The 17,533-nt window shown below is 37.5% G+C and carries 19 protein-coding genes and 1 riboswitch; all 19 genes read right to left on the bottom strand.

Annotated features, from left to right (window positions below; genetic code table 11):
* Positions 1 to 38: 38 nt before the first annotated feature.
* The gene (locus tag C1N55_RS09120) at positions 39 to 1,385 is read right to left on the bottom strand and encodes an enolase C-terminal domain-like protein (RefSeq protein ID WP_137728533.1); all 1,347 of its coding nucleotides are present in this window, start codon (positions 1,383 to 1,385) and stop codon (positions 39 to 41) included.
* Complete coding sequence (locus C1N55_RS09115; RefSeq protein ID WP_137728532.1) at positions 1,385 to 2,692, bottom strand: MFS transporter; 1,308 nt, start codon at positions 2,690 to 2,692, stop codon at positions 1,385 to 1,387. The genes C1N55_RS09120 and C1N55_RS09115 overlap by 1 nt, the downstream gene beginning before the upstream one ends.
* A 6-nt stretch (positions 2,693 to 2,698) precedes the next feature.
* Positions 2,699 to 4,159 carry an alpha-ketoglutaric semialdehyde dehydrogenase GucD gene (gene gucD, locus C1N55_RS09110; protein ID WP_137728531.1) on the bottom strand — a complete coding sequence of 487 codons (1,461 nt, stop codon included), beginning with the start codon at positions 4,157 to 4,159 and terminating at the stop codon, positions 2,699 to 2,701.
* Entirely contained in the window at positions 4,146 to 5,084 is a 939-nt protein-coding gene (kdgD, locus tag C1N55_RS09105) for a 5-dehydro-4-deoxyglucarate dehydratase (protein ID WP_137728530.1), read from the bottom strand. The genes gucD and kdgD overlap by 14 nt, the downstream gene beginning before the upstream one ends.
* Before the next feature lie 65 nt (positions 5,085 to 5,149).
* Positions 5,150 to 6,667: a galactarate dehydratase gene (garD, locus tag C1N55_RS09100; protein WP_137728529.1), complete on the bottom strand. Its 1,518-nt coding sequence runs from the start codon at positions 6,665 to 6,667 to the stop codon at positions 5,150 to 5,152.
* A gap of 11 nt (positions 6,668 to 6,678) precedes the next feature.
* Positions 6,679 to 7,698 (bottom strand): mannonate dehydratase, encoded by a 1,020-nt coding sequence (locus C1N55_RS09095; protein ID WP_240758418.1) that lies wholly within the window; start codon positions 7,696 to 7,698, stop codon positions 6,679 to 6,681.
* A 13-nt stretch (positions 7,699 to 7,711) separates the two neighbouring features.
* Positions 7,712 to 8,674 carry a tripartite tricarboxylate transporter substrate binding protein gene (locus tag C1N55_RS09090; RefSeq protein ID WP_137728528.1) on the bottom strand — a complete coding sequence of 321 codons (963 nt, stop codon included), beginning with the start codon at positions 8,672 to 8,674 and terminating at the stop codon, positions 7,712 to 7,714.
* 17 nt (positions 8,675 to 8,691) lie between these two features.
* Entirely contained in the window at positions 8,692 to 10,209 is a 1,518-nt protein-coding gene (locus tag C1N55_RS09085) for a tripartite tricarboxylate transporter permease (protein WP_137728527.1), read from the bottom strand.
* Between the two features lie 10 nt (positions 10,210 to 10,219).
* Positions 10,220 to 10,726, bottom strand: a complete 507-nt coding sequence (locus C1N55_RS09080; protein WP_137728526.1) for a tripartite tricarboxylate transporter TctB family protein — start codon at positions 10,724 to 10,726, stop codon at positions 10,220 to 10,222.
* A 328-nt stretch (positions 10,727 to 11,054) separates the two neighbouring features.
* Positions 11,055 to 11,594, bottom strand: coding sequence for a VUT family protein (locus C1N55_RS09075; RefSeq protein ID WP_137728525.1), 540 nt, complete (start codon positions 11,592 to 11,594; stop codon positions 11,055 to 11,057).
* 36 nt (positions 11,595 to 11,630) lie between these two features.
* Complete coding sequence (gene queE / locus C1N55_RS09070; RefSeq protein WP_137728524.1) at positions 11,631 to 12,359, bottom strand: 7-carboxy-7-deazaguanine synthase QueE; 729 nt, start codon at positions 12,357 to 12,359, stop codon at positions 11,631 to 11,633.
* Positions 12,352 to 12,825: a 6-carboxytetrahydropterin synthase QueD gene (gene queD / locus C1N55_RS09065; protein ID WP_137728523.1), complete on the bottom strand. Its 474-nt coding sequence runs from the start codon at positions 12,823 to 12,825 to the stop codon at positions 12,352 to 12,354. The genes queE and queD overlap by 8 nt, the downstream gene beginning before the upstream one ends.
* 3 nt (positions 12,826 to 12,828) lie before the next feature.
* Positions 12,829 to 13,488: a 7-cyano-7-deazaguanine synthase QueC gene (gene queC, locus C1N55_RS09060; RefSeq protein ID WP_137728522.1), complete on the bottom strand. Its 660-nt coding sequence runs from the start codon at positions 13,486 to 13,488 to the stop codon at positions 12,829 to 12,831.
* Positions 13,489 to 13,604: 116 nt separating this feature from the next.
* The gene (queF, locus tag C1N55_RS09055) at positions 13,605 to 14,105 is read right to left on the bottom strand and encodes a preQ(1) synthase (RefSeq protein ID WP_137728521.1); all 501 of its coding nucleotides are present in this window, start codon (positions 14,103 to 14,105) and stop codon (positions 13,605 to 13,607) included.
* Positions 14,106 to 14,229: 124 nt separating this feature from the next.
* Positions 14,230 to 14,276, bottom strand: a riboswitch (PreQ1 riboswitch).
* Between the two features lie 73 nt (positions 14,277 to 14,349).
* Entirely contained in the window at positions 14,350 to 14,730 is a 381-nt protein-coding gene (locus C1N55_RS09050) for a hypothetical protein (protein ID WP_137728520.1), read from the bottom strand.
* Positions 14,731 to 14,792: 62 nt separating this feature from the next.
* Complete coding sequence (locus tag C1N55_RS09045) at positions 14,793 to 15,347, bottom strand: DUF5412 family protein (protein ID WP_137728519.1); 555 nt, start codon at positions 15,345 to 15,347, stop codon at positions 14,793 to 14,795.
* A gap of 252 nt (positions 15,348 to 15,599) precedes the next feature.
* Complete coding sequence (locus C1N55_RS09040; RefSeq protein WP_137728518.1) at positions 15,600 to 16,097, bottom strand: hypothetical protein; 498 nt, start codon at positions 16,095 to 16,097, stop codon at positions 15,600 to 15,602.
* 97 nt (positions 16,098 to 16,194) lie between these two features.
* Entirely contained in the window at positions 16,195 to 16,893 is a 699-nt protein-coding gene (locus tag C1N55_RS09035; protein WP_168193832.1) for an SRPBCC family protein, read from the bottom strand.
* Entirely contained in the window at positions 16,850 to 17,206 is a 357-nt protein-coding gene (locus C1N55_RS09030; RefSeq protein ID WP_168193831.1) for a metalloregulator ArsR/SmtB family transcription factor, read from the bottom strand. The genes C1N55_RS09035 and C1N55_RS09030 overlap by 44 nt, the downstream gene beginning before the upstream one ends.
* Positions 17,207 to 17,533: the final 327 nt, after the last annotated feature.

Below are 17,533 nucleotides of genomic sequence, written 5' to 3'. Positions count from 1 at the left end.
TGATTTATTATACTATATATGAAATAGAACTGAATTTATTAGCGAATTAGACAAGGCTTTTTCGGATTAAATTTCCAATTCGGTATTAAATACTGCATAGCGACGGAGTCATCCCGAGTACCAAGTCCATGATCATTATATAATTGATGAGCTTTTGTTAATTCATGCCAATCGAGCTCTACACCTAATCCTGGTTTCGTTGGTACAACTACTTCCCCATTCTTAATATTAAATGGTTCCTTTGTTAAACGTTGACCATCTTGCCAAATCCAGTGTGTATCAATGGCTGTAATGTCACCTGGAGCTGCAGCAGCAACATGGGTAAACATTGCAAGTGAAATATCAAAATGGTTATTCGAATGAGAACCCCAAGTGTATCCCCATTCATGACATAGTTGCGCTACCTTAACCGAGCCTTCCATTGTCCAAAAGTGTGGATCTGCCAAAGGAATATCGACTGACTGCAAGCTATGTGCATGGCCAAGTTGACGCCAATCTGTTGCCACCATATTCGTGGCTGTTTTTAAACCTGTACGACGCTTAAATTCTGCCATGATCTCTCTAGAAGAATAGCCATTTTCAGCACCACATGGATCTTCAGCATATGCTAGTAAGTGCCCGCGTTCTTTCATGACACTTACTGCTTCTTCTAATGTCCACCCTCCATTGGGATCAAGCGTAATTCTAGCTTTCGGAAATCGATTGACTAGTGCTTCAATTGCATCCATTTCCTCTTCAGGTGATAAGACGCCGCCTTTTAATTTAAAATCCTCAAACCCGTATCGCTCAAAGGCTGCTTCAGCTAACTTTACAATTGCTTCAGGCGTCAACGCTTCCTGATGACGCAAGTATGTCCAATCATCCTCGGCACCTTCACCTGTAAGATATGGTAAATTCGTTTTGTTGCGGTCGCCGATATAAAACAGATAGCCCAACATTTTAACACTCTCACGTTGACGGCCATCACCCAATAAATCACATACCGGTACTTCTAGGTGCTTCCCTAGTAGATCAAGTAACGCAGATTCTACTGCTGTGACCACATGAATTGTAGTACGTAAATCAAAAGTTTGTAATCCTCGACCACCTTTATCCTTGTAGGAAAATTGTTGGCGAATCGATGAAAGTATAGATTTATATTGACCTATTTTTTTACCTACTATTAGTGTTGCTGCTTCTTCAAGTGTTTTAGTAATTTCTTCACCGCCTGGAACTTCTCCAACTCCAATATTTCCCGTACTATCTTCTAATACTAATATATTACGCGTGAAAAATGGGCTATGGGCTCCACTTAAATTTAACAACATACTGTCATATCCTGCTACTGGGAACACTTTCACATCTTTAATAACAGGTATAGTAGAAGTAAGATTTGCCGTTTCCATTATGAATCCTCCAAAACTCTAAATTTAATTTCAAACTCTTGAATCTTCCCGACAAGAAGATGATAACTTGCAATTGCAAGTAAGCTATGGATTCCTATAAACAAAATTGCCCCATTAAAATTCTGTTGCAACTCGTATAAAAAACCAATAACAATAGGGGTAGTTATTCCGGATAAGTTAGAAAATGTATTAAAAATACCACTGTGTATGCCAATAAACTGTTTTGAAACCGTTTCTGTCACTAAGGTCCAGCCTAATCCACTAAACCCTCTTCCCCACAATACAATTGTCATACAAATAACTGCTCCAACAACGGATTGAATCCATAATAAACTGACTATGAGAGAGCTAGCTATTAACCCAACCGTAATGGGTAATTTCCGCGAAAATGTATGTGAATAACCCCTTCTCAGCAATCGATCTGATAGAAAACCTGCCATTAGGGAGCCAACAAAAGCACCTAGAGCTGGAAAAATCATATATATACTAGTTTGGACGATTGAAACATCAAATGTGTTTATCAGATATAGCGGAAACCAAGTCATAAAAAAGTAATTGATGACAGCCGAACAGTACTGTCCAATGTAGATACCGATTGTCATCTTATTTGTTAGTAGCTGACGAACTGGTTTCTTATCAAAAACATTTAATTTTTTCTCTTCTGGCTGAAGAACTTTTTTCTCTAGTATTAATAATCTCTCTGTCTCGGAGGTCTTTGGATGCTCTGCCGGCAATTTAAAATACCCTATCCAAATGATTAATATCAATCCCATAGCGAGTGCCATCATCCAAAATATAATAGACCAATCATATCTCATTGATATGAACCCAAATAGTGGTGCAAACAATACAATCGATAAATACTGGGATGATGTGTAGATGGAAGTTGCGAATGCACGTTCCTTTACGGGAAACCATTCAGCAACAACACGGGAATTGACAGAAAACATCGGTGCACTGACAAGCCCTGTTAAAGCGCGTAAAATAATAAAGAAAGTCGCCATTATAGATATAGGAAGCCATGGTGTTATACCATGGCTAAGTAAAAGTACTGTCCAGACAGTTATTAATATCATATGAATTCTTTTCGGACCAAACTTATCAACAAGCACCCCACCCGGGATTTGTGCGATGACATATGTCAAACTAAATGCTGAGAATATATATCCCAGTACTATCCCATCGATCTGAAAGTCTTCACTAATTGCATCCGAGGCAATAGAGACAACCGCACGATCGGCAAAGCTTAATGCTGTTATAAAAAATACAATCATGAGAATTCGATACCGAATTTTTGAATCTTTCATCTAACATTACTTCACAAAAATTGTTTTAATTGATGTGAAGAATTCAATGGCAGCTCGACCTTGTTCACGTGAATGAGAACTAGATTGTTTCATTCCACCAAATGGTGCCTGCAACTCAACTCCGGCACTTTCAGCATTGACGCGAACCAATCCTGCATCCATTTCATTAATGAATTTCAACATTTTTTGGATGTTAGTTGTAAAGATGGATGCACTTAAACCAAACTCTGAATCATTCGCTAATTCAACAGCCTCTTCCATACTTGAAACTTTCATCAAGCATAGTACCGGTCCGAAGATTTCTTCTCGTGCTATACGCATATCTGGCGCAACATTTTCGAAAATGGCCGGCGTAACAAAATAGCCTTCACTTTCAACACGTTCTCCACCTTGCAGCAACAAGGCACCTTCTTGTTGACCAATTTCGATATAAGATAATACCGTTTCTAACTGAGAGGAACTTGCACAAGGTCCCATCCAAGTTGAAGAATCTTCCCCGTTACCTACTGTAATTTTCGCTGTTTCTTTTACTAGTTTCTTTTTAAATTCTTCATAGACAGCTTCATGAACGATGACCCGACTCGTTGCCGTACATTTTTGTCCAGTAGACTTTAATCCTCCACTAATTGTCGCTTCGACAGCAAGATCTAAATCAGCGTCTTCTGTTACAATAACCGGATTTTTTCCACCCATCTCAAGCTGGTACTTAATTCCTCTATCAAATGCTTGTTGCCCAATCTGTTTTCCTACTGTGTTTGAACCAGTAAAAGTCACTGCATTAATATATGGATTCGCTAGCATTGCATCTCCAATTACTGCACCTGAACCAGTTACTAAGTTAATAACACCCTTCGGAAGATTTGCTTGTTCGAAGCACTCTATAATTTTTGCCGCAGTGACAGATGTCTCATTCGCCGGTTTTAAAACTACTGTGTTTCCGTAAACAAGTGCAGGGGCCATTTTCCAAATTGGAATAGCTATTGGGAAATTCCACGGTGTAATGACACCAACAACTCCTAGTGAAGTACGTTTTGTAAACATCATCGCATCTGGGTCGCTTGATGGAATAACATCTCCTGTTGAACGCATACCTTCACCTGCATAATAGCGTAAAATGGCTACTCCACGTGCTGCTTCCCCTTTTGCTTCAGGAAAAGTTTTCCCCATTTCTTTCGTCATCGTTAATGCGATTTCGTCTAATCGCTCTTCCAAGATATTGGATACTTTTAGCAAGTAATCACCACGTGTTGGACCAGCAAGTCGACTCCATGATTTATGCGCTTCATTTGCAGCTGTAAAAGCTTCATTTACTTCTTCAATGGAAGACTTTTGTACAACACCTACTACCTCAGAAGGGTTTGCTGGATTGGTACTCTCAGTTACTTGACCAGTAGCTGAATTTCTCCATTCTCCATTAATGTAGTTCCCGTAGACTTTCACAGCCTGCTCTTGATTAGTTACCGACATAAGATTCATCTCCTTTTAACTTCCCGTATTTTTCCTCTGCTTTTGCAATAATCGCTTTGAGTGCTTCATAATGCTCAGGCTCTACTGGGGCAATAGGCGGTCTTACATTGTTATTTACCGGTAAACCAACAATTTGCATTCCAGCTTTAATTAGTGAAACTGCATAGCCTTTCTTTTGCTTACGAATCGTATGGATTGGAAAAATAATATCCTCATAGATTTCGCTAACCTTTTGCTTATCTCCATTTTTTAACGCTTCAAAGTATTGTTTTGAGACATACGGGATATAGTTTGAAATGGCCGATGAATATGTGTCATAGCCTATATTCACATAAGTAGGCATTGTTACCTCTGCAAGGGGCATTCCGTTGATCCAGACAAATCTGTCACCCAAATATTGAGTAAACTCAACATTTACTTCTATATTCCCTACACCGTCTTTAAATCCTTTAAGCTGTGGTATTTTAGCTAATTTTTTTAGCGTCTCTAATGTCAGTACACAGTTATCACGTTGATAGACAATTGCATTTAGTTCAGTGCTTTCTGCAATTGTTTTTACATATTCATAGATTCCATCTTGAGAGGGATCTATTAAGTAAGGTGGCAGGATTAAATATCCATCCAGCTGATGCTGTGCAGATAATTTTGTTTGCTGTAATGCACTTGTGATGTTCCCACCCACTCCTGTGTAGATTGGAACTCTCCCTTTTACAACCTCTTTTGCTTTAATTATTAATTGCTCATATTCTTCATTATTAATCGCATGTAATTCCCCTGCTCCACACGCTATAAAAAGTGACTCTAATCCATTTTCAATTAAAAATTCAACATTACGTTGAAAAGCTACATAATCAATTGATAAATCATCATTCATTGGTGTAACCGGAAAACCTAAAATGCCTCTTGGAATTTCTCTTGTTTGCATATTATGAACCTTCTTTCATTATAGTAGAATTTTTAAATCACATTTGTAATATTGTAAGACAATTATTACGTGACCGGTGCCGGATTAAATAACGCGAGGTCATTTGCAATTCCCCAACGGTCTGCCCAAGTAACAGCTTCTCCACTTGCAACCTTTAAAATATACTCAAATAAGGCTGTACCTACCTCTTCAATGGTTGCCTCACCTGTAACAATCGTCCCTGCGTCAAGATCGATTAAGTCATGCCATTTTTCTTTTAAATTTGTTGTTGTAGATACTTTTATGACAGGAACGGCTTGTAGGTTATATGGTGTCCCACGTCCTGTTGTAAAGACTTGCAAATGTATCCCTGATGCAGTTTGGAGTGTACCACAAACAAAATCGCTTGCTGGTGTCGCTGCAAAGTTAAGACCTTTTTTCCGTACACGTTCTCCAGGAGCCAGTACGTCAACAATTGGACTTGTTCCGGACTTTACAATTGAACCAAGAGCTTTTTCAACAACATTTGATAAGCCACCTTTTTTATTACCTGGTGATGGGTTGGCGCTTCGGTCGGCATTTCCTTTTGCTAAATAATCATCGTACCAAGCCATTTCTCTGATCAAAGCTTCTCGAACTTCTTCATTCACGGTACGAGGTGTTAATAAATGGATGGCATCTCTCACTTCAGTTACTTCCGAAAATAGAACAGTTGCCCCTGACTTTACAAGTAAATCAGCAGCATACCCAACTGCCGGATTAGCTGAAACTCCTGAGAATGCATCGCTTCCTCCACATTGGACGCCGATAACCAGCTCTTGAATAGGTACCGCTTCCCGTCTTCTATTATTTAATAGACGCAGCTTTTCATCCGCTTTTTTCATGATCTCACGTACGTTTGCTTCAAAGCCTTGTTGATCCTGCAAGGAAATAATATCGTTTTCTTGAGTTGTTATAACGAGTGGTTGCAATTTCTCACATCCAAGTCCAATGACCAATACCTCACCACCAAAGTTGGGATGTTGAGAAAGGTTGGTAATTGTACGAATCGGAATTTCTGATCCTTCTGCATTAATCGCAACACCACAGCCATAGGTATGTGTCAGCGAAATGACGTCATCAACATTTTCATACAAAGGAAGCAATTCTTTCTTAATGCGTTCCACCGCGTAGCCTAAAACCCCCGCAACACATTGAACACTTGTAGTTATTCCTAATATATTCTTTGTCCCGACTGTACCGTTCGTATTACGATAGCCTAAAAACGTTCGGTCAGCTGGTTCAACTTGCGAATTTAATATTCCGTTTGCTGATGGCAGATTATCCAATGTTGGTGGTGTCGGTAACAACATGCGGGCTTCATGAACCCAAGCACCTTTTTCTATAGGTTCTTTTGCATAACCGATCACTTCACCGTATCGATAGATGGCTTCATCTTTCTTTATAGACCTTAAAGCAATTTTATGTCCTTGTGGAATTCGCTCTATTGCGATAATTCCTGATGAAAAATTACTACCTTCCCCAACACCGCCAGCATTTGCCACAATTGCAACATTATCCGCGTGATGGACTTGAATATAGAGTGGTTGTTTTTGCTCGATCATAATTCCCCTCCCTAAAATGCTCTGCCTTTGTATTCTACTAAGGCATTTAACAGAGCTTTCATATAACCGATAGAGTAAGCGAAGCCTAAGTTTGAATGCTTCCATCCAATATTTGAGAATGCCCATTTTTCATCTAAATCAGGTGTGTCACCCGCAAATGTTAAAACATGATCAGGGTTGATACATCCTTGGTAGCCAACCTTGTCGAGTTCAAGCAATATTTTAAACATATTTAAATCCCCATCATCTAGCATTGCTTCCTCAAAAGCACCCGCTGTTGGAAGGCTGCCACGTACATTTCTGAAATGAACCAGGAATATACGATTTTTTCTTCCGAAATGATTGATTTCATCCATAACTAGTGAGGAACCACCTGCTTCAGCCCTTGTTCCAATACAATACACAAACCCAACATTTTTTTGAGGGAAGTCATCAATAATCCGATGAAGACCAATCCCGCCAAAGGGTGAATCTGGGTGAGGTGTATCAGACGGATGCATCGCTACATTTACGTTATACTCGAGTGCCTCATCTACAATCTCTCGATATGCTCGTTGAAAGTTTCTCCACCAACGAGTCAGCTCTTCGTTGGTTGGAGTAGGCATTTTTTCTTTTAATAATCCAACACTTTCACCTCGTCCGATCAATCCTCCACGTTGGATAGATTCATAGCTTAATGATCGACCATAAAACACATCGCCTTCGAATCGTTGACGCACAATACTTATTCCCGCTTCACCAAACACTTTTACAGCATTAATGGAATTTTCAAGCTCTTTTTCACTTCCTGGTTTTTCTTCCATGAATGCCTGTGTGATATTGGGAAGTGTGACACGATTCATTTCCAATCCCCAGCTACGCAATCGTTTCTTTAACTTTAAAAGTTCGTCTAAATCAGGAAAACCTTGTTCTTTGACACCTTTAAATGAATGGCCAATCCCAAAGTCGACACAATCAATCCCTAGTTGCACCATTTGCTGCAAATCTAAATCTGCAAGATCGGTTGTATTTACAGTTACTGATAATTTCACTTATTTCACCTCACTATTCCCCTGCATTTTTAATCGTTTCATAGTGATCAAATAGTTCTTGCAGTTTCATTGCTGTTTCTTCCCCATTTAAATACACCGGTTCAACCCAATATTCACGGATTTCTGCTTGGAACTCTTCATTGGCAGCAACTTTTTCCATCGCTTCACTAAATGTTTGAACGACTTCGTCTGGTGTATCTTTCGGGAATCCCCAATAGAAAACTTTATCGATTGCCATGTCAACACCTTGTTCTTGGAATGTTGGTACATCTGGAGCAGATTCTAAACGCTGTTCAGCAAGAACTCCAAGTGAAACAAAATCCCCTGAATCAATATAGCTTTTTACAAATCCTAATGATGTAGGGAAGATATCTACACGTCCACCCAGTAAAGCCGTTAATTTATCAGACGCACCACCGATATCAACGATATTTAACTCAATCCCTGTTAACTGTTGAAACTCCATCACTTGAATATACGTCATTGATCCCATCTCTGTTGCAACTGTCACCTTTTTTGGATTTGCTTTCGCATATTCGATTAGCTCTTCTATAGTTTTAAATTTACTATCTTTTGAAACGACAAATGTATTTGCTTGATCCAAAACGCCTGTTCCTGCAAATTTGAAATCCTCGATTGATTGATCAGAGAGACCATAAATTTTGTTTAATAACATTGAGTTATGAAACGCTAATACTGAATAGCCATCTGCTGTCGAATCTAATACTTTGCTTACTCCAACCGTTCCACCAGAACCTGTAACATTCGATACAACAAGTGAAGTTCCTAATTCTTTCTCTAAATATTTTGCTAGTGTACGAGTATTTAAGTCCGTATCTCCTCCAGCACCAGCCGGTACAACAATTTCAATCGGTTTCGTTGGATAACCCTTTTCCTCCCCTGTAGCTTTCTCACTACACGCCGCAAGTACCAATACCATTAAAGAAACAAGTAAAATTCCCCAATATTTTCTCATTTTTAATAGCCCCCATTTTAGTTGTCATACGCAACTTTTTCATTAGATTCTTTCATTTTTTGCTTCGCTTTAAAAGACTTGTAGATTTTCCATCCTACTGAAACTACAGTTACCAGCAAGAATAATGCTGCAATCGGCTGAGTCACAAATGGCATAAAGTCGCCTTGAGACAGCATTAACCCACGACGTAAATTTGTTTCAAGTAATGGGCCTAAAATAAATCCTAGAACAAGTGGTGTTAAAGGGATACGTACCTTCAACATTAAGTAGCCGATCAATCCAAAGAATAATAATGCATACACATCAAACATTCTGTTATTTACACCATAAGCTCCCACTACACATAGCGTCATAATGATTGGCAGTAAGATATATTGCGGAATACTTAGTAAACGAACAAACCCACGCATACCGGCAAATAATAGAATTGCCATGAAAACGTTTGCAATTAGCAACGCAGCAAAAATACCATACACTACGGGAGCATTGTTTTGAATCAATAAAGGTCCTGGTTGTAATCCATGTAACACTAAACCACCTAATAGCATTGCTGTAACAGTATCACCAGGAATTCCTAATGACATTAGTGGTATTAGAGCTCCACCAATCGCAGCATTGTTTGAAGTTTCAGATGCAACAACCCCTCCTGGCGTCCCTTTTCCGTACTCTTCTGGCTTTTTTGCGGAATTTTTTGCTGCAGCGTAAGCAATCAAATTGGCTGTTCCCCCACCAATACCTGGTAGTATTCCAATGCCTATACCAATTGCAGCAGATCTTACGAAGTTCCATTTTTCTTCTAGATACTCTTTTAACGGCACTTTATAGTTAATTTTTTTGATATTCACTTTTAGTGCCTGGTAGCCCCTTTTCTCAGCAACAAGCAATATTTCGGATATTGCGAATAAACCGATTAACACTGGCATCAAGTCAAATCCTGCATCAAACGCTGATATTCCAAATGTAAATCGTGGGAATGCATCAATTGGTGCGGAACCCACCATCGCAAAACCAATTCCAAGTAACCCTGACAAAATTCCTTTAGGCAATGAATCTCCTGATAAACTTGCTATCAATGTTAATGAGAATATTACGATAGCAAAGTATTCGTATGGGCCAAATTTCAGTGCGACTTGTCCAAGTGGAGGAGCGACCATTATTAATAAGAGAATACTGACCAATCCACCTAAGAAAGATGCAATAATGGCGAATGAAAACGCCTTCCCAGCTTCACCTTTTTGTGCTAAAGGATAACCATCAAATGTTGTAGCTATTGAGGATGGTGTGCCTGGCAGTTTTAATAAAATTGCTGGAATCAATCCCCCTGAAACGCCACCAATGTATAAACCCATTAAAAGTGACATCCCTGCTATCGGATTCATTCCATATGTGATTGGTAAACAGATAGCTACTGCCATCGTTGCGGTTAATCCTGGTATGGATCCAAAAATCAACCCCAGAATTGTACCTCCCAATATTAAGAGAATTGTCGAGATACTTAAAACATTGCCAAAACCTTCCAACAAACTTTGAATCATTTTATCCCCCCTAACCTATGATTCCCTGAGGTAGCATAACGTAGAATACATTCCTAAAGATGAAATACACGATCACCGACATCACAATTGATATTGTCCCAATGACAATAAGCTTTTTCTTGTCATTATCAGATAAAATAAACATTTGAGTGATTAAATAAAGTATGGAGGACAATAAAAATCCTATAAACGGTGTCAAAATAGCATAGATGATCATGGCACCTAAGCTGATACTTAATTTTTTATAATTTTTACTATTTGGGTCCTCCTCTTCAACTTCTAACCCTGTTTCCCCATCAATTACCTTTATTTGTTTATCACGGTTTCGATAGGCATTAATCATAATGACAACTGCTGTAATAAGCATTAATACAGCTATAACTCTCGGCATAAATTCAACGCCAACACCAACGCCGGCCCCTGCAAATTCTTCAAATGAGAACGTCATTATAAACATGATTGCAGCAACTGCAGCTATAACTCCCCCAGTTATAAAATCGACCTTTGATTGAACCATTTCCTTCCCCCTTTATCTTTAGTGAATTTTCTGATAAATTAATTGTAAGACAATATGACAATACAAGTCAATACGTTTTTTCTGATAATTTACAATTTTAAGAGAATATCCCTTACCCTAAGCAGAAAATAAGTAAAAAACAATCATGACATTAGCACTAAATTCACCCTAAAAAAAAGACCCTCAACATTAAAGTTGAAAGTCTCTTTCATATGCTATTTTTTTTAATTTCAAGTCAGCTATATCCGGTTCTGCACACCCATCTATAATTTTCAAGTTCAATTGTGAAAATAGAACAACCTCCTTCTTTAGAAAGGAGGTTGTTCTATTAGCCTGTAATCATATCTTTCTCTTTAATACCATGAATTTGGTTTAGGATTAAGGCACCGAACATTTGTATGATCGTTTTTACGATGACTTGCCCTACAATAGCAGCTGGAACTGCTTCCCACGGAAGGAAACCTGCTCCAAGTGGGCTTAATCCAACTATAACGAAAACTACCGAATCCAGTATTCCTCCCACTATACCGCTATAAAATACTCGCCAAGCCATTGGTAGTTTTAGACGTGTATAGATTTCTGTATCAGCCGTTTCTGCAATTAAAAAAGAAAGAGCGGAAGCCGCAACAATCATTAAAGTGTCCCCTAAAGAATAGGAAACGATTGCTGATAAAATTAATGCTGTAAAAATGAATAGATACGTTTTTCCCCGACCATATTTGTTCTGTACCAAATCTCGGAAAATGAAGGTTGCTCCAACAAAAAGTGTCCCCATCGGAACAATAAACATCCCAAATTCTAATGGTGCAAATCGCGCTGTGACTACATTGGCTATCACGATGGATAATAAATAAAATAATATTCTCATGTGTATCTCCTTATAATTCATTTTGCAAAATCAAAGCTAGACGCCTCTTTTATTTCCCCAAATAAGCGTATGTAGCTGTGGCAAAACTCTAACATTTTTTAATTGTTCATCCGCAACAACCTTGTCAACCAATCCCTCGTATTTCTTTAGTAAATGCCTAATTAATTGCTCATTGTTTCTCTCAGTAATTTCGTCATTACCTACTTGAAGGTAAAAAGGTAATGATGGATAACTGAGGTGTAGTTCCTTCGCATAAGCATAATCTTCATCATTAAAAATTACGATTTTCAGTGAAATGTGCTGATTGCTGTTTCGACTTTTAAGCTTTCCTATCATCTCAGTAAGCATTGAATAATCTGTTACCATTCCTGAACTTGGAGGCTTGGGGGAAATGGTTAATTCATCAATGTCATATAACCATTCTTGCCACTTGCTCCCCTGTGTCTCGACTCCAATTTTGATGTCATTGTTTTTTAATATTGTAATAAGCGCTTCTAAATTACGAAGAAGGACTGGATTCCCCCCTGAAATCGTGACAAATGAAAAACCATTGCCACCAAGTTTTTTTAATTGCGCCCATATCTCTTCAGCTGTCATTTGAGCAATTAAATGCTTCCCGCTACCATCCCATGTAAAGGCGGAATCGCACCAAGCGCAAGAATAATCACATCCAGCAGTCCGAACAAACATCGTCTTCTGTCCTACGACCATCCCTTCACCTTGAATGGTCGGTCCAAAAATTTCAATAACGGGAATTTTACTCACAATCCATCCACTCCCGTCTTACTTCAGCATAGCTTGTCGGGGTTTCATATAGTCGAACAAATTCTACACGCAGTTCAGTGGAATTCTGTTCTTCAACAAGTGCTTCTTGCAGCTTTTCATATATCCAAACAACAATATTTTCAGCTGTTGTGTTCATTAATGGCAGTGTTTCATTTAAATAACGATGGTCCAAATCAATCTCAATTTTCTGTTTCCAAATTTCTTTTATATCACTGAAATCAATTACTAATCCTCGTTCATCTGTATAGCCACTAATCCCTAATACGGCTCGATACGTATGGCCGTGCAGATTTTTACATTTACCTTCATAGTTATGTAAATGATGTGCTGCATCAAAGGTAAATTCTTTGCTCACGAGAACACGCTTAGAATGATACTTTAATTGGCTTCTCTGTATATCTACATCAATTTTTTGGAGCTTATCGACAATTCTGAAATCACCCATTAATCAAGACTCCTTTTTTATGGAAAGATATTCATCTAGCCCTTTTTGACGTAATTTACATGAAGGACATTCTCCACATCCATCTGCCATTACACCGTTGTAGCAAGTCAAGGTTCTTTCACGAACAAAATTGAGTGCACCCAATTGATCAGCCAGCGCCCATGTTTCAGCTTTATTTAGCCACATTAGTGGTGTCTCGATCACAAAGGTATCGTCCATCGATAGATTTAACGTTACATTTAAGGATTTTATAAAAATGTCGCGACAGTCAGGATATCCACTGAAATCTGTTTCGCATACCCCGGTAATGATGTGCTTTGCTTCCACTTGGCTCGCTAAAACACCTGCAAAAGACATAAAAAGTAGATTTCGACCAGGCACAAAGGTAGATGGCAGCTCTCCACCCTCTCCATCAGCCACTTCAATATCATTTCTTGTTAATGCGTTTGGTGCCAGCTGATTTAATAGGGACATATCCAAAATATGATGCTTCACATCTAGTTCCTTGGCAATCTCTTTTGCACATTCAATTTCAAGACGATGCCTTTGACCATAATCAAAAGTAACCGCTTCTACTCCTGAGTAACGTTTCTTTGCCCAGAATAGACAGGTTGTACTGTCCTGACCACCGCTAAACACGACGAGTGCTTTTCCTTGCTTCATCCTATAAAACTCCTTTTTCATGAAAAAACAGCATTCTAAGAGAAATGCTGTTTCTTCTTAGTTTTTTTAAGAGGGTAGCTAAAACCTCTTCCTTCTTAGTGTGAAGGACTATTAATTTATCGATTATCGACTTTTTCAGGATTTAGATCATGATTCATTAAACGGTAATTTGCCATTTCTTCATATTTCGTCCCCGGCTTACCATAATTACACCATGGATCAATCGATATTCCGCCCCGAGGAGTAAATTTACCCCAAACCTCAATGTATCTTGGGTCCAATAATTTAATTAAATCATTCATAATGATATTCACACAGTCTTCATGGAAATCCCCATGGTTTCTAAAGCTAAATAAATAAAGCTTTAGTGATTTACTTTCTACAATTTTCTGATCCGGAATGTAGGAAATGTACATTGTCGCAAAGTCTGGTTGACCAGTAATTGGACATAGACTCGTAAACTCCGGGCAGTTAAACTTTACAAAATAATCACGGTTAGAGTGAAGACTATCCACGGCTTCCAATACTTCCGGTGCATAATCAGATGGATATTGTGTATTTTGATTTCCTAATAATTTTAAATCATTTAAGCCTTCTTCATTTTTTCGGCCAGACATAAAAAAAACCTCCTTGAAAATGTATCCCAATACTTTTCAAGAGAGGCTTTAGCGCTTGCAATATAAAAAAATATGAAACAAATAAAAAAAGCCACGTCCTAATATGGACATGGCATAATGTCATGTTTCCATAGTTTTTTATAGAGGGTATCAGCTATGAACCTCTCCCGACTTGTTCGGGCAATTAATTCTTCATCATATTAAAGAAAATTTTGGAGGAAGTCAATACATTTTTCCAAATTGCCTATTTCAAAAGAATTCCAGCGTTCTTTTTTTCATTTTCAATTAAGTATTCTGCATTCATCTTAATCATTTCAATATATTCATCATCTTTTAATGGAAACTTATTTTTTACTAATGGATTTAGCTTGATGGCTTCCAAACTTCCAGTTACTTTTGTTTCGCGAGTATCAAGATTATACTGCACTCGCATATACAATTTCTCCTTATATGTAATATAAGCCGTAACCTCCTGTTTTTCTATATCAATAACTGGATAGTCAATTTCAATTCCACTTGAGACAAATAGGGTATGGCCTTGTTTGGATTTTCGTTTATTGAAAAGTAAAATAAATGCGATAACAAATCCTGATAGTGCTATTAAATTGCAAGTTCTGCATTTCATTATTATCTCCTCCAATCCAACTTTTTTACCATAAATATCCAAAATTGATAAGTAATGCGTCTTTAATTATAGTAGCAATTCTCATATTTATCTTTCATTAATAGGCTTGTGCAAGCTATGCCAGTTTCATCGTATATGTCTTTACCTACATTTAATTCAATACTATTTTTTGAATCTATATAATTTGAAGATTCATGTGAGATTGAGATTGTCTCATCATCGACCCAATACATAAAAAAATTTCTACTAGATTCACTATAATAAACAGTTTTAACTTGATCATTTTCTTCATGATTCGTGATATTCACCCATATTTTAACACCACCAACAGCTCCTCCATAGTTTTGCAGATAAGCATTTACTGTATATTTTTTCGATGGCGAACTCACTGGATTTGTAAAAGATTCCCCTTTAAGCTGATCGAACGTGAAAAAATAATTGAGATAAACGAAGATACCAAAAAACATACATGACCCTATCAATGACGCAATAAGGAGCTTTTTAGGAAAACGTTTTTTCTTAAAAAAGAAGATTATTAATCTAATAATTAAAATAAGCAGTAACACCCCTGTAATGAAAAATAGAAAAAAACCTAGTACGTTCAGGTGTAGTATCATTGTAGTCCCTCCTTATGAAAAACCTTGAATTTCCTTAATAAACAGAGCAATAAAGAAACTACCAAAAATAACAAAGAGAATTATCGAAATTATTAAAAGTATCCAACAGAATGCCAGGAATGCATCATCAAACCATTTTAGATTTCTCATAAAATCCCCTTTATGTTGCCTATATGTAAGAAACGAATTATATGGAATATAGTTACAGATACGGATAATTTTTATAGAAAAAAAGAAACCTATTTTAGGCTTCTACTGATTGGTAATATTAAGTGCAAGCACATAAGTTGCTGTGCTTTTCCCCCATAATCCTACGATTTCAACTATATAATTTCCTTGTTCTTTTATTTCTTCAAATGATTTGTAGGTTGCAACTAATTCATCACTATTCCAGAGATTAATTTCATAACTAATTGGTTCTTTTGCAAATCTTAAATTTACTGGTTTAGATAAATTTGCTTTAACCCCTTCCTCAATATTCACCATTTGGGTTGGACCTGCATGATCTGCATGAATTACTACATCTTGCCCTGTGGTTTTATCTTGATAATGCCAAGAATAAGTTCCTCTGTAGGTTTTAATCACGTCTCCCCCGATAGTTAGTATTAGTCCGGGTGGTTTTTCGTCAGTAGTATCAGAGGTTATCCTATCACTCTCATTAGATATTTTTGATAACTTATTCACTTCGGGATTACTACATCCGATTAAAATGCATACAATCACCAAGTGCACTATCATCCGTATACTCATAAAATCGCCCCCCTTTTAGATTAGTTGATAACTTACTAAAAAAGTTACATGAAATAAAAAAGATGCTATATGGGTAGCATCTTTTTTCTATGACATTTCAGTAAGTGACTGGATAAGCTTCAACCTTGCAGCTTATTTGTAGCTTCTCCCGATTTCTCAATATGGTTAAGGTAGTAGTACTTTCAGGTTCCAGTTCATTTATAGCTCTCTCTAGGGATTCATGGTTCCGAATCGCGCTTCCATCAATTTCCATTATTATATCTTCAGAAATAATTCCAGCCATTGCAGCAGCAGTACCTTCCTTCACTTGGACAACTTTTGTCCCTCTACTGAACTCATTGGTTGTGTGAGTTATTCCAATCCAAGCTTTCCAAAAGTTTGCTCGATGATCAATGCCTGTTTCATATACAGTTTGAAGGTTTTCTAAAAATTGACCTGTGCCGAATAGCATATTTTCAATCGTTGATAAGTCCATTTCCCCCAAAATAGAAGATTTATATTCAATAGTTACTAGTATACCGTTTTCAATCTTATCTAAAGAGGTAATGGTAGTAAAATCCCCATCAAGACTTTGAAGCACAAAAAGTTTCATGGGATGTATTTCTGTAAATACTCCTTCAGTTGTTGCTCCCCAGCCATGATTCATGTAGCCTCTGCCACCTATCCGAAAATCTATCTGCGCATTTTTCGTATACCAACGATTTAAATGCTCCTGCTTAGTTAATGCAGCCCAAACCAGTTCCAAAGGTGCATCAACTACAATCTGTCTCATCACGGAGTCCTTCACTTTGTTCATCTCGAAACTCTCCTTTTTCCACATAATTTTTTAGACTAACGAGTTGATCATCCAGTAATTCTCCGATGTATTGAAGCATTTCATTGTAAGCATTTTGAAGTGTATAATAATTTATTGAATAAATACGATACTTCCCATTTGAACTTTCTGCTATCATTTCTTCTTCCAGCAATATCTTTAAATGTTTTTTAATCGCTGGTTGAGAAATGGTAAAAGCTTCAACAATCTCCTTTTGGGTCATTTCTCTTTGTTTCAGCATACTAATTATTCGACGTCGAGTTAAATCCCCTAATGCTCGATAAACATCAGGCATTAGCATCCCCTCACCTTTACTTATAACCTTTTAGTTATATGTAATATATACTATTCAGCGAATAATGTAAATAATATTCTGAAAATAAGAGATGTGAGTTTAGTGGTGTTCAAATATAATATGGAAAATATTGGTGAAAAGCTGAGTGTGTACAAAGCTGAACTTATACAACTGAAATCCTGTCATTGAAGCTGGTTTTTGTTAAACAGATTATTCCCCCTTCTTATCTGGATTTGTACACGAGGGTCCTTCTATTGAAAAAAATTCTTATTTTTTATCAAGATTTGTCCATGAGGCTCCTTCTATTGGACAAATTTGTTACTATTC

Origin of the sequence: Lysinibacillus sp. SGAir0095, assembly GCF_005491425.1 — a bacterium.
GTDB lineage: Bacteria > Bacillota > Bacilli > Bacillales_A > Planococcaceae > Ureibacillus.
The sequence above is the reverse complement of the archived record's forward strand: the minus strand, read 5'-3'. Positions and strand labels throughout refer to the sequence as shown.

Bases quoted from the DNA above. Each gene is read 5' to 3' on its own strand.
- C1N55_RS09120 (WP_137728533.1), bottom strand. From the start codon at position 1,385: ATGGAAACGGCAAATCTTACTTCTACTATACCTGTTATTAAAGATGTG.
- C1N55_RS09115 (WP_137728532.1), bottom strand. From the start codon at position 2,692: ATGAAAGATTCAAAAATTCGGTATCGAATTCTCATGATTGTATTTTTT.
- gucD (WP_137728531.1), bottom strand. From the start codon at position 4,159: ATGTCGGTAACTAATCAAGAGCAGGCTGTGAAAGTCTACGGGAACTAC.
- kdgD (WP_137728530.1), bottom strand. From the start codon at position 5,084: ATGCAAACAAGAGAAATTCCAAGAGGCATTTTAGGTTTTCCGGTTACA.
- garD (WP_137728529.1), bottom strand. From the start codon at position 6,667: ATGATCGAGCAAAAACAACCACTCTATATTCAAGTCCATCACGCGGAT.
- C1N55_RS09090 (WP_137728528.1), bottom strand. From the start codon at position 8,674: ATGAGAAAATATTGGGGAATTTTACTTGTTTCTTTAATGGTATTGGTA.
- C1N55_RS09085 (WP_137728527.1), bottom strand. From the start codon at position 10,209: ATGATTCAAAGTTTGTTGGAAGGTTTTGGCAATGTTTTAAGTATCTCG.
- C1N55_RS09080 (WP_137728526.1), bottom strand. From the start codon at position 10,726: ATGGTTCAATCAAAGGTCGATTTTATAACTGGGGGAGTTATAGCTGCA.
- C1N55_RS09075 (WP_137728525.1), bottom strand. From the start codon at position 11,594: ATGAGAATATTATTTTATTTATTATCCATCGTGATAGCCAATGTAGTC.
- queD (WP_137728523.1), bottom strand. From the start codon at position 12,825: ATGGGTGATTTCAGAATTGTCGATAAGCTCCAAAAAATTGATGTAGAT.
- queC (WP_137728522.1), bottom strand. From the start codon at position 13,488: ATGAAGCAAGGAAAAGCACTCGTCGTGTTTAGCGGTGGTCAGGACAGT.
- queF (WP_137728521.1), bottom strand. From the start codon at position 14,105: ATGTCTGGCCGAAAAAATGAAGAAGGCTTAAATGATTTAAAATTATTA.
- C1N55_RS09050 (WP_137728520.1), bottom strand. From the start codon at position 14,730: ATGAAATGCAGAACTTGCAATTTAATAGCACTATCAGGATTTGTTATC.
- C1N55_RS09045 (WP_137728519.1), bottom strand. From the start codon at position 15,347: ATGATACTACACCTGAACGTACTAGGTTTTTTTCTATTTTTCATTACA.
- C1N55_RS09040 (WP_137728518.1), bottom strand. From the start codon at position 16,097: ATGAGTATACGGATGATAGTGCACTTGGTGATTGTATGCATTTTAATC.
- C1N55_RS09035 (WP_168193832.1), bottom strand. From the start codon at position 16,893: ATGAACAAAGTGAAGGACTCCGTGATGAGACAGATTGTAGTTGATGCA.
- C1N55_RS09030 (WP_168193831.1), bottom strand. From the start codon at position 17,206: ATGCCTGATGTTTATCGAGCATTAGGGGATTTAACTCGACGTCGAATA.